This is a genomic window from Maribacter sp. X9 (genome assembly GCF_048537565.1).
GTDB lineage: Bacteria > Bacteroidota > Bacteroidia > Flavobacteriales > Flavobacteriaceae > Maribacter.
On record NZ_CP183215.1, the window covers coordinates 824,549 to 837,086 of the forward strand.

Below are 12,538 nucleotides of genomic sequence, written 5' to 3' on the forward strand. Positions count from 1 at the left end.
AAATGGGTAAGGTACAATTACAAAACATAAAGGCTTACGCGCACCATGGGTGTTTGCCACAGGAAACCAATATTGGGAGTGACTACTTGATTAATGTCTCCATTAGCACCGATTTAACAAAAGCTTCGGTTTCTGATCAACTAAAAGATACGGTCGACTATGTTCATATCAATAAAATTGTTAAGCAAGAAATGGCGATTCCTTCCAAATTATTGGAACACGTGGCCAAACGTATTATTGATAGAATTTTTTTAGAACTTTCATCCGTAGAAAAAGCAAAAGTCTCCGTTTCGAAGATTAACCCTCCAATAAATGGGGATGTAGAAAGGGTGACCGTTACCTTAAATTTGAAAAGGAACGATTAATTTTTGCTATTAAACCAATAGAAAGCAATGACCTGTCTTATTTTCTTGCTTTTGTTTTGCCTTTAGAAAAGTATAATTGTTTATTTTTGCTCTCGCTTTAAAAAATGGCATCGTGGCCGAGTGGCTAGGCGCAGCTCTGCAAAAGCTTGTACAGCGGTTCGAATCCGCTCGATGCCTCCAAAACCTTCCCTTTCAGGAAGGTTTTTTATTATCGGTATTTTTTAGAAAACACAGAGGAGCTTGGTAAAGGTAGTGAACCATTGCAGCTATAATTGTAGTAGAAACACCAATAATATAGAAGGAACGAAATAGATAGCAATGGTCTTTGCCCCTTCATAATCTTTGGCAACACGTTGTCCGAACAAAAGCATAAGTAGGGTAACGCACGATAAAATAGCTCCATAGAATCCTAATATGGTTTTTCCTATACTTAAAAGCTCATAGATACCGGCGACACATAAAAATGCGGCAATCAGCTCGGTAACCAGAATAATTCCAACCAATAGGGGAATACTATTTTTAAACGGAGTCTTTGAGAAATGTTCTTTTAGCCAAGAGATATTCCCGTTCCAATCCAACATCTTATCCAGACCACTTTGTAAAAAAGTAATAATCAAAAATAGTAGCAGCAAAATTTCGGTGGCGTGGTGTAATGGTGAATTCATGGTAATGGTTGGTTCAATTCAGAAGCTTTTCTATGCAAAAGGCGCGTAAGCTTAATGGAGATATCTGTAAATATAATTTTGGCATTTCCATTGCGCTCTATATGATAAATGGCATCCTCGAGTTCTTGGGTAATATCAAGAATGTTGTTTTCATGAACAAATGGGGCAAATTTTTTGAGCTGAAATCCATCTGCATGTATTTTAAGATAGGCAAGTTCTTCTGCCCCGTAATTGATCATCAGTGCCTGCCGCATTACGGTTATGCAATAGTGTAAAAATTTCTTTTGGGTTTCCCTTCCAGTTTTGGCAACTTCTTCACTCCACAATAATAGTTCGTGAATGGCGGCTTTGTTTCCTTTTGCCTTAAAGGCACTACGTACCCATTGCACGAACCAATTTTCAAACACTAAATCTTCAGAATCATTATTCAAAAGATCAAGTGCCTTGTTGAAATTACCATTTACCTCGTGAGCGATCCGCATGGCTTCTGGCTTTGCAGACCCTTTTTCTATTAATGCGCCAGCTATGGCATCTTCGGACAAGGGAGGAAAATGAACCACTTGGCACCGCGATCTGATCGTCTGTATAATCTGCTCTTCCTCTTGGCAAAGAAGCAGGAATATGGTTTTATCCGGTGGCTCCTCGAGTAATTTCAATAATTTATTGGCGGCGGCGGTGTTCATTTTTTCGGCCATCCAAATCAACATCACCTTATAGCCTCCTTCATAGGATTTTAAATATAATTTTTTGACGATGTCCTGTGCTTCATCTACCCCGATCTGGCCTTGCTTTTTTTCTATTTCGATAAGCCGGTACCAATCGAAAAGATTGCCATACGGTTGTTCCATAATAAATTGACGCCATTCTTTCATATAATGGTCGCTTACCGCATGTGATTTTACTTTGTCTGAATTGGACACCGGAAAAGCAAAATGAACATCGGGATGGGATAACGAATTGAATTTAATATTACAAGCAGTAGTTCCCCCTTCATTTTCGCCGTTGTTGTTTTGGCAGATAATGTATTGGGCGTATGCCAAAGCCATAGGTAAAAGGCCACAACCTTCTGGACCAACGAAAAGCTGTGCATGGGGTATGCGGCCGGCATCTGCACTTGATGACAAGTGGTTTTTAATATGGGAAAGTCCTAAAATATCCTTGAATAACATAGAATCAAATATAGTTGTTTTAAAGCATAACAAATTTAATGGTAATGAGCATAAATTAACCGCTTTAGCTCTTTAACCCAAAACTATTAATCTTTACATTTGTCACTTAACAAAAGGAAATAGCACATGAAAGTATTGAATGACTTTAATTTTGAGAACAAGAAAGCGTTGGTAAGAGTGGACTTTAATGTTCCCTTGAATGATAAATTTGAAGTGACGGATACAAATAGAATCGAAGCTGCAAAGCCGACTATTATAAAGATTTTGGAAGATGGCGGTAGTGCTGTCCTTATGAGTCACTTAGGAAGACCTGATGGAAAACGTAATCCAGACTTGTCATTAAAACATATATGTACCGCTGTTTCCGATATTATTGGGGTTTCCGTGAAGTTCGTTGATGATTGTGTCGGTGAAAAAGCAGAAAAAGCGGTTGCTGAATTAAAGAACGGCGAAGTACTTCTACTTGAGAATTTACGTTACTATAGCGAAGAAGAAAATGGGGACGAAGCTTTTGCAGAAAAGCTTTCTAAACTAGGTGATATCTATGTAAACGATGCTTTTGGAACTGCACATCGTGCCCATGCCTCTACCACAATTGTAGCAAAGTTTTTTCCTGATGCTAAATGCTTTGGATTTTTGTTGGCCAAAGAGATTGAAGCTATTGAAAAAGTAATGGCTACTGGCGAAAAACCTGTTTTGGCCATTCTTGGAGGCGCAAAAGTTTCTTCAAAAATCACTATTATTGAAAATATTTTGGACAAGGTAGATGATTTGATCATCGGCGGAGGAATGACCTATACCTTTATAAAGGCACAGGGCGGAAAAGTAGGAGATTCGATTTGTGAAGATGATAAGATGGACCTTGCTATGGAAATCTTGGAAAAAGCGAAGAACAAAGGGGTTAACGTACATATTCCTGTCGATGTTCTAGCCGCGGATGATTTTGATGCCAATGCAAACACTCAAGTAGTTGATGTGGATAAAATTCCTGATGGCTGGCAAGGGTTGGACGCTGGGCCGAAAACATTGGAAAATTTCAAAAAGGTCATTCTAGCATCAAAAACTATTCTTTGGAACGGACCTATTGGTGTTTTTGAAATGGAAAAATTTGCCAAGGGTACTATTGCAGTCGGTAACTATATAGATGAGGCAACTAAAAAAGGGGCTTTCTCATTAGTTGGCGGCGGAGATTCCGTTGCCGCTGTCAAGCAATTTGGCTTTGAGGATAAAGTGAGTTATGTTTCTACAGGGGGGGGTGCCATGTTAGAAAGTCTAGAAGGCAAAACCTTGCCAGGTATTTCTGCAATATTAAGCTAGGAAAGGCGTTATCGATAAACGGGTTACAGTGCGAAATCGTACATTTTATGAGAATTAATTTTATTCTCATAAAAAAATGTACGATTTTCGTTAGTCCCGCTAAGAAATTTTGCCTCAAATGAACAGACTTCAAAACAATTGTATTTATTTTCTGGGATTACTACTGATTCCAATGCTGGGTTCAGCCCAAAAAACTGACGCTACCACAACGGCCACCGATGATTTGGTAAACCGTATAATCATAACGAAGGACACCTTGGTGATTGACAAAACCGACGTGGTGCCTTTAGGGCAGTTAAGCATCATCACGAAAACACCTGAAGAAGAGCTGTTGCTTTTTAAGCCTACCGAGTCTTCTACATATTCTCTTAAAGATCACGAACTGGCTGCGAAATTCGACAGTTTATGGATGAAAGAATTGGTAGATGCCGCCCCCCTTTTCGATGAAATGTACCAAGAAATCATTGAGTTGGATACCAGTGCAACCTATGAGTATGATCTACCTACAGATACTTTAAAACTCCGTTTGGCCAAAATAAATGAGAAAACACCCTTTAACGTAGAGTACAACCCTTCATTAGAGAGCGTTATCAAGTCTTTTCTTACTAGAAAAAGAAATTTGATGGAGCGCATGTTGACCGTGAGTCAGTTTTATTTTCCGATGTTCGAACAACAGTTGGATAATCATGACATTCCACTTGAGATGAAGTATCTATCCATTATAGAATCGGCCTTAAACCCTAAGGCGCGCTCTAGGGTTGGTGCTACTGGTCTTTGGCAATTTATGTACGGTACCGGAAAAGAGATGAAATTGGATATCAATAGTTATGTTGACGAACGAAGTGATCCAATTAAATCTACAGCGGCAGCGTGCGAATATTTAAATCGATTATATAGCATTTATGAAGACTGGGACTTAGCTCTAGCGGCGTATAATTCTGGTCCGGGTAATGTGAACAAGGCCATACGCAGAAGTGGCGGTCGCACGAACTATTGGAACATACGAAGAAACCTTCCAAGAGAGACTGCAGGATATGTGCCGGCTTTTTTGGCCACGATGTATATCTTTGAATATGCCGAAGAGCACGGTTTAAGAACTAAAAAAGCAGAACGCGCCTATTTTGAAACAGACACGGTACACATTAAAAGCATGATAACTTTTGATCAAATAACCGAACTCACGAATATTGACAAAGAAGAATTAAAAATATTGAACCCTCACTACAAATTAGAAGTCATTCCCTTTGTTGAAGGAAAACAATACGCTTTACGCTTGCCCGTTCATCAAATTGGAAAATTTGTTGCCAATGAGGATGCGATATACGCCCATGTGGAAGAAGAGTTGAAAAGCAAAGAAGGGCTAATGGCCGAAATTGAAAAGCAAGCGGAGCAAAATAGTGTGCGATATAAGGTGAAAAGCGGAGATTTTTTAGGAAAAATCGCTGAGCACTACGGGGTAGGGGTAAGCCAAATTAAACAATGGAACGGGTTGCGTAGTAATAATTTACGAATTGGACAGCGATTGACCATTTATCCTCGAAGAAATGGATCAAGTGCCGTAAAACCTCGCGATACCCCTGCTAGAACTGGTGTTGCAATCAATTCTAAGGTATATGAGGTGCGTAGTGGAGACTCATTGTGGACCATTTCTAAAAAATATCCTGGTGTTACTATTGAAAATTTACGAAAATGGAACGGTATTAGTGGTAATAATTTAAAACCCGGCACAAAATTAAAGTTGTGTGACTGCTCATCGTAAATTGATACACTAATGAAAAAAAGAATTTTACTTTGTTTTTTAGCACTTTTAGGAGTTGCAATTGCATGTAAGGAAAATGGCAAACAAGATTATCTGCCGGATTCGGTCGGTGCCATGAACACATTAACCGTTGTTATCGACAATGAATTATGGAAAAGTAGCGTAGGCGATGCGATTCGAGAAAAATATACTGCCGCCGCCTTGGGCCTTACGTGGGACGAGGCCTTGTTCAGCGTAACCCAAATACCACCACAGATTTTTTCAGGGTCAGTACGTAATACAAGCTCCGTTTTGTACGTAATGGAAGACTCTTTGAATGTTGCCCACATGAAATCCAATATGTACTCAAAACCACAAAAGGTGGGGGTAATAAAGGGGCGCACGAAACAAGAACTTATTGAGAATATTACAAATACCGCTCCAGAATTTATTAAGGCATTCAAAAAACTAGAAATAGAAAAGGCACAACTGCGGTTTACAAAATCCTTGAATAAGGAAAAGGCTTTAGAGAACAAGTTCAATATTTCAATGAAGATACCTTCTATTTATAGAGTGGGGCGTGAAGAGGACAATTTCGTTTGGATCGATCGTGAAATACAGAAAGGGAACATGAACATTATTGCCTATACAATGCCTTGGGATAGTTTTCAGAACGACTCTACCTTTGTGCAAGACATTGTAAAAATGCGAGATTCCATTGGGAAATTGTTCATTCCTGGCACAGATGTACCAGGTAAGGAAAATTATATGATAACGGAAAAGGGTTTTTCTCCATACGTCTTTCCTGCTGAGGTTGCGGGGAGAAAGGCAGCAGAGGTAAGGGGTATATGGGAAATGTCGGCATATCCTATGGCAGGCCCGTTTCTGACCTATATTATCAATGATAAGGAAAATAACAGAAAATTGATTTTAGAAGGATTTGTTTTTGCGCCCGCTACCCAAAAAAGAGATTATATGTTTGAATTGGAAGCGATATTGAAATCGGTTCAGTTTAACGTAGGGGAACAAAAAGAATAACAAAAAACATCAAAATGAAAAGGGCTCAGGAAACACCTGAGCCCTTTTTTTGCTTAAATCGGTAGGGTGGTCAAACGAACAGTACCCTTATTTCGTAAGTATACTTCAATGCGACCGAAGTTCTAACTTATAGGTTGCTGAACGAGAATCCTGTAGAAATTCGGTAGATTAATGCGTAGGTGGCCAAACCTATCAAGGCAAAACCCATCCACGAGAACAGTTTAAAATAATTTTCCAAAAGATAGTTCTTCCAATTTCTAAAGGCCTCTGTATAGATTTCTTTTACAAGTGTAATTTTTTCCATAGTAAAGTAGTTTTAGAGTTCATAATCAGGTAAAGTTCATCACTTGTTCTTTATGTATAGAAAAGATTAGTCAAAGCGATCGTTTTTACTGTGAAAAGTAGTGGCTCTTCCTAAAAATCCATGTAATGTAGATTAAACAGGATGATTAACAGCATTTTGTTTTCTGAAGAATGCGGTAAAGTGTTTGAAAGAAAAGAGGAACTGTTTTTATTGAAACGAATACTGTAATTACTATTATGATTCAATTTTAATTTAAAAAAGGGGTGTTTTGAGTACGGATTATATCCATAGAAATAGGAATTTCTATTAATAAAAAACCACCGCCGTTGGAGCGATGGTTTTTGAACTAAGTTGGTTGAGTTACATTTCTACGATAATAAATTCTGATCTCCTGTTAAGATAATGCAGGTTCTCTGTGCAACGAAGGCTTCCATCACATTCGTTCAGAAGCTGTTCTTCTCCATAGCCAATGGCACTTTGAATACGGCGAGGATCAATACCTTGACTAATAATATAATCTCGAGTAGATTTGGCCCTCTTGTCCGACAGGTATTTGTTATAGACCGCAGGACCTCTTGAATCGGTATGTGATTCGATTTTTATGATCATATTCGGAGATTCTTGCATTACAGAAACGAGTTTATTCAATTCAAGTGCGGCATCATCCCTGATATTGAATTTGTCAAAATTAAAGTGAATCATTTCAGTCTTTAATTTTCTGATACCGTTCTCTACCGTAATCATTTCGTTTAGCTTTCTCATTGAAACTTCGACGTTTACCAGTTCATTATCAACGGTTGCCACCTCCCTAGTATCCTCATAATAGGTCTCTTTCGTGGTTTTTAATATGTACCTAGTATCTGAGTCCAGATCTTCAAAAACAAAGCTTCCATTTTCATCGGTCTCCATTTCCTTGATTTTAATAGTATTCTCGTCCAATAATTGTACTAGGGTATTAGGCATAATGTCACCGCTTATTAACTTTGTTACTACGCCAGCAACGACGTTCTTATTTGTCGGGATTTCCTCGAGCTGCAATGCTTTAAAGGAATAGATGTCATCATCGCCTTTACCACCGGCCCGGTTAGATGCAAAGTATCCGTTCTGTGTTTTCTCGTTCATAATAAACGAGAAATCATCTTTTTTACTGTTTATCGGCTTACCGACATTACGAACTTCAAGAAATCCATTTTCATCGTCAAAGGCGACTTCGAAAACATCCAACCCTCCTAATCCAACATGACCATCTGACGAGAAATAAAGCTTTTTACCATTAATGAACGGGAACATTTCTTTTTGTACCGTATTGATTTCGGGGCCAAGATTTCTGGGGGTTGAAAAGGAACCGTTCTCAAGCACATCAACAACGAAAATATCTGTTTCACCTATGCTCCCTGGCATATCCGATATAAAATAAAGTTGCTTTCCATCCATACTTAAGGCTGGATGCCCAGTGGAATAGTTGTCACTATTAAAGGAAACCTCTTCTGCTTCGGTCCACTCACCATCAACTTTCTTAGATTGATAGATTTTAAGATTATTTATTCCGTTCTTATCTCGTTTTAACTTTTTGCCATAATTGTTCCGCGTAAAATACATAGTCTTATTATCTGGCGAAAAGGTAACGGAAGCCTCGTGATACTTCGAGTTGATTTTTTTAGAGAATTTAATGACATTCTTTAATTCTTGCGATCCATCATTTATTTTGCCCACATACAGATCCAAATAAGGTTGATCGTTCCATTTGTACCGTCTGGTGTTAAAAATGGAAGAATCTTTTGCCGATGCAAAAACGATTTCATCAGTATTAAAATACATGGGAGAGAAATCTGAATAATTTGTGTTGATTTTTAGGTTTTTAATGGCAAACTTATCTTTCATTCGCAATAGCCCGTCAAGAACTACTTCGTTTTGTTCGTAGCTTTCACCCATTTGCTCACCTTGCAACTTTCGATTATATAATTTCATTAAACGTTTGGACCTACTGTAATTTCCGGTTCCTTTGAGTGAGTGCGCATATTTGAAAATGTTATCCGAGGACATTTCATTTTGATACTTTTCATAAAGTAGATTATACCATTTATAGGCTTTTTCCATATTGGTGTTGAAATAATTGGCATCACCCGTCTTCTGTAAAATATCAAAAGAATAGTTCTGATCGTATTTAGTCAGGGCCAATTCATAAAGTTTGGCGGCCTCTGCATACCACATTTTATTAAAATACGCATCGGCTCGTTGAATCAACTTGCTTTTTGTCTCAGAAGTATTCGGTTCTTCTTGTTTTTTTAAGGTTAGCGCGGTAGTATCTTCGGCATCTATTTCTTTGAGCATGGCATAGGTTACTTCCTCTATTGGCAGCACTTCTGAAACCCGAACGGGATTGGCCATTTGAAGTACCCAAAAATCGTACTTGTATCGATTGTCAAATTTAGAGTTGCAATCTTTCAAAGCCTGCTCCCAAGAATCGTAACGATTTAGGTATAAATAATAGAGTTGGTTATCAGGATTTTGAAAGTATCCCGCATCGAATCCTTTTTTGTTTAATTTTTTTACCTGGGAATTTAATTTTTTGTTTTTTTTGAAAATCCCAGAGACTATATAGAACCCATTTTTCACCTCCTTTATGTTCGTAAAGGTCTTATGGGCAATGTTATAGTCATCTGCTACTTTTTCAAATGCAATTGTAGCATCTTTTTCGTGTACAAGGGAAGGTGTAGTTGGGTCATCGGTATTTTCTGAAGTTAGTGCGGTCTGAAAATCTTGGGCCTGAATGAAAATGGCAAATAGTAAAAAGTACAATTGTAATAAATTCCTCATACACATCTTTCTTGATTGACTTTTAACGGTCTAACAACAATAGGATTATAAAATCGCGTTATTGTAAACAATACATAACCTTATAATCCAAACGAAATTAACCTTAAAGGTTTTTAACGAATATTTTTTGTTGTGAAAGAAGTGTTTTTTGTCGTGTATCTTAACGATACCGTAGCTTTAGGGAATCATCTTGGCTAAAAACCAAGGACTTCAACACGCATTAAATAATCGGTGAAGAGCTTTTTATAGATAGTTGTGGAAATAAAAAACGCTCTGAAAGACAGAACGTTTGAGGTGTTATAAAGAATAATGCTTTGGGATTATTCCTTTTTCTTTTCTTCTAGTTTTTCATCCTCCTTAGAGGCATCTTTAAATTCTTTGATACCGCTTCCCAAGCCTCTCATAAGTTCAGGAATCTTCTTGCCACCGAATAATAAAAGTATTACGACGACCACCAAAATGATTTGTGGAGCGCCAATGGCCAAAAAAGTAGACAAAATCGTCATAAGACATTAATTTTAATTGGATATCAAAGATACTAAAAACTAAGATAGAAATTTCAGTTATATCGAATACGTTTTTGAATAATACTTATTTTAACTATAAATTAGGCATTTATGCGTCCTCGGGTTAGAATATTGCCATTATATTTCCATAATCAAAAGGTTCAAATTAATTTCTAAGCATATCTTTGTTTAAATGGCCAAGAAAGTCAGAAAGAGAAAAGAAATAAAACGAAAGTTGCTTCACAAGTATCGTTTGGTAATCTTGAACGAAAGTACTTTTGAAGAAAAAATATCATTCAAACTAAGTAGATTGAACGTGTTTGTAACCGGCTCTCTTTTTATGATTGTCCTTATAGGTTTTACAACATTATTAATAGCTTTTACACCCTTACGCGAATATATTCCTGGATATTCATCTACTAAATTGAAAAAGGAAGCTACCGAGCTTACCTATAAAACAGACTCTTTAGTAAGAACTTTAAATTATACCAATAAGTATTTAGATAATATTCGATTAGTTTTAAAAGGAGATATAGAAAATACAGTAGTTAATAGAGACTCTCTTTTTCAACAATATAAACTAGACCCTTTATCCGTTGATCTTACCCCGACCAAAGAAGATTCATTATTAAGGGCCGAGGTCGCTTTAGAAGATAAGTACAATTTATTCGAGCGGGTTGTTGATAAGAAGAATCTGGTGTTGTTTACCCCTGTTACGGGTTCAATTTCAATGGACTATAATTCGGATGAAAAACATTATGCAGTAGATATAAGTGCGGAAATGGATAGTCCGGTTAAGGCAATTGCCAACGGCACTGTTATTTTTGCCGAATGGACGGCCGACACAGGCTATGTCATTATCATTGAGCATGAGGGCGGCCTGTTAAGTGTTTATAAGCATAATGGCTCTTTATCAAAATTTCAAGGAAATATTGTAAGAGGCGGTGAGGTTATTGCTTCAGTAGGCAATACCGGCGAATTTACTACTGGTCCACATTTACATTTTGAGATATGGGATAATGGAACGCCTATTAACCCAGCCAACTTCATTGATTTTAACTAAACCTAGATGTCTTTAAAGACCTTTGCTGCCAAAATATTTGCACACCGTATTGCAAAAAGAACTCAAAAATGGGTAGATAATCCTATTAAAACCCAAGAAAAAGTTTTTGAGCAACTTATTTCCAGTGGTGCCCACACCAAGTTTGGTAAAGACCATCGTTTTGATACGATACGCACGCATGCCGATTTTGTGCAAAAAGTTCCTATAAGGGATTACGAAGAATTGAAGGAATATATAAGCCTATTAATTTCAGGGAATAAGGATGTTCTTTGGCCGGGAAAGCCTATTTATTTTGCAAAGACTTCGGGAACTACTTCTGGCGCAAAATATATTCCTATAACAGATGTATCCATAAAGGAGCAAGTAAAGGCATCAAGAAATGCCATTTTGAATTATATTCATGAAACTGGTAATGCCGACTTTGTCACCGGAAAGATGATTTTCCTACAGGGAAGTCCAGTACTTGATGAAAAGAATGGCATCAAGTTAGGCCGACTTTCTGGCATATCGGCTCATTACGTTCCTAACTATTTACAAAAAAACCGTTTACCCAGTTGGGAGACGAATTGTATTGAAGATTGGGAAACCAAGGTCAATGCCATAGTTGAGGAGACTAAGGGTGAAGATATGACCGTTATTGCCGGTATACCTTCTTGGGTGCAGATGTATTTTGAAAAACTTAGAGAAAATACCAATCAAGATATTGGGGATTTATTCAAGAATTTCGAACTTTTTATCTATGGAGGCGTTAATTACGAGCCCTATAGAAAAAAGTTTGAAGCATTGATCGGAAGAAAAGTTGCTAGTATAGAACTTTTCCCCGCAAGTGAAGGATTTTTTGCCTATCAAAACTCTCAAAAGGAGAGGGGAATGCTATTACTTTTGGACGCAGGAATTTTTTATGAATTTGTTAAATCCGACGAATTTTTCAATGAGAACCCAAATCGAATCACTTTAAAGGAGGTTGAAATAGGAGTGGATTATGTGATGATTATCTCTACCAATGCTGGGTTGTGGGCATATAATTTAGGAGATACCATTCGGTTTATTTCAACCTATCCGTTTAAAATAGTGGTTTCTGGACGGATAAAACATTTTATATCTGCCTTTGGCGAACATGTTATCGCAAAAGAAGTTGAGGAAGCGATGATGATCGCAACGAACGAAACGAACACTAGTGTAAGTGAGTTTACGGTAGCTCCTCAAATAACACCCGAAAACGATGAACTACCCTATCATGAGTGGTTTGTAGAATTTGAAAAATTGCCCGATGACATGGGTCTTTTTATTCATCGATTGGACGAGGCCTTACAAAAACAGAACAGTTATTACTATGACCTTATAGTAGGTAAAGTCTTGCAACGCCTAAAAATAACGCCTATTCAATCTAACGGATTCATGGAATATATGAAATCCGTAGGAAAACTTGGTGGACAGAATAAGGTCCAACGCTTGTCCAACGACCGAAAAGTTGCAGAGGGATTGTTGAAGTTCAAAAGTTAAAAAACCAAACCCTTTAAAGCGAAATAATAATCGTAATTTTGCATGAAATCTGC

11 protein-coding genes and 1 tRNA gene are annotated in these 12,538 nt (G+C 37.5%); 7 read left to right on the top strand and 5 right to left on the bottom strand.

Going from position 1 to position 12,538, the window contains the following annotated elements; translation table 11 throughout:
- Positions 1-2: 2 nt before the first annotated feature.
- Positions 3-365: a dihydroneopterin aldolase gene (folB, locus tag ACNR9Q_RS03445; RefSeq protein ID WP_419213212.1), complete on the top strand. Its 363-nt coding sequence runs from the start codon at positions 3-5 to the stop codon at positions 363-365.
- Between the two features lie 106 nt (positions 366-471).
- Positions 472-545 (top strand) — tRNA-Cys (locus tag ACNR9Q_RS03450).
- An 86-nt stretch (positions 546-631) separates the two neighbouring features.
- Here the strand turns inward: ACNR9Q_RS03450 and ACNR9Q_RS03455 are convergent.
- Together ACNR9Q_RS03455 and ACNR9Q_RS03460 are read right to left on the bottom strand one after the other, a co-directional pair.
- Entirely contained in the window at positions 632-1,030 is a 399-nt protein-coding gene (locus tag ACNR9Q_RS03455) for a DoxX family protein (protein WP_419213213.1), read from the bottom strand.
- Complete coding sequence (locus tag ACNR9Q_RS03460) at positions 1,027-2,199, bottom strand: ATP-binding protein (RefSeq protein WP_419213214.1); 1,173 nt, start codon at positions 2,197-2,199, stop codon at positions 1,027-1,029. Before ACNR9Q_RS03460 ends, ACNR9Q_RS03455 begins: the two co-directional genes overlap by 4 nt.
- 126 nt (positions 2,200-2,325) lie before the next feature.
- Here ACNR9Q_RS03460 and ACNR9Q_RS03465 point away from each other — a divergent pair, with 126 nt between their 5' ends.
- From ACNR9Q_RS03465 to ACNR9Q_RS03475, 3 genes are all read left to right on the top strand, one after another.
- Positions 2,326-3,516: a phosphoglycerate kinase gene (locus ACNR9Q_RS03465; RefSeq protein ID WP_419213215.1), complete on the top strand. Its 1,191-nt coding sequence runs from the start codon at positions 2,326-2,328 to the stop codon at positions 3,514-3,516.
- A gap of 118 nt (positions 3,517-3,634) precedes the next feature.
- Positions 3,635-5,275, top strand: coding sequence for a LysM peptidoglycan-binding domain-containing protein (locus ACNR9Q_RS03470; protein WP_419213216.1), 1,641 nt, complete (start codon positions 3,635-3,637; stop codon positions 5,273-5,275).
- Between the two features lie 12 nt (positions 5,276-5,287).
- Positions 5,288-6,292 carry a DUF4837 family protein gene (locus ACNR9Q_RS03475; protein WP_419213217.1) on the top strand — a complete coding sequence of 335 codons (1,005 nt, stop codon included), beginning with the start codon at positions 5,288-5,290 and terminating at the stop codon, positions 6,290-6,292.
- 127 nt (positions 6,293-6,419) lie between these two features.
- Here ACNR9Q_RS03475 and ACNR9Q_RS03480 read toward each other — a convergent pair whose 3' ends face one another.
- The 3 genes from ACNR9Q_RS03480 to ACNR9Q_RS03490 form a co-directional block, all read right to left on the bottom strand.
- Entirely contained in the window at positions 6,420-6,596 is a 177-nt protein-coding gene (locus ACNR9Q_RS03480) for a DUF6747 family protein (RefSeq protein ID WP_419213218.1), read from the bottom strand.
- Positions 6,597-6,956: 360 nt separating this feature from the next.
- On the bottom strand, positions 6,957-9,413 hold the full coding sequence (locus ACNR9Q_RS03485) for an OmpA family protein (protein ID WP_419213219.1): 2,457 nt from the start codon (positions 9,411-9,413) through the stop codon (positions 6,957-6,959).
- 320 nt (positions 9,414-9,733) lie between these two features.
- Positions 9,734-9,919 carry a Sec-independent protein translocase subunit TatA/TatB gene (locus ACNR9Q_RS03490; protein ID WP_419213220.1) on the bottom strand — a complete coding sequence of 62 codons (186 nt, stop codon included), beginning with the start codon at positions 9,917-9,919 and terminating at the stop codon, positions 9,734-9,736.
- A gap of 193 nt (positions 9,920-10,112) precedes the next feature.
- Between ACNR9Q_RS03490 and ACNR9Q_RS03495 the strand changes: the two genes are divergently transcribed.
- On the top strand, positions 10,113-10,982 hold the full coding sequence (locus tag ACNR9Q_RS03495; protein WP_419213221.1) for a M23 family metallopeptidase: 870 nt from the start codon (positions 10,113-10,115) through the stop codon (positions 10,980-10,982).
- 6 nt (positions 10,983-10,988) lie between these two features.
- Entirely contained in the window at positions 10,989-12,485 is a 1,497-nt protein-coding gene (locus ACNR9Q_RS03500; RefSeq protein WP_419213222.1) for a GH3 family domain-containing protein, read from the top strand.
- The last annotated feature ends 53 nt before the right edge of the window (positions 12,486-12,538 follow it).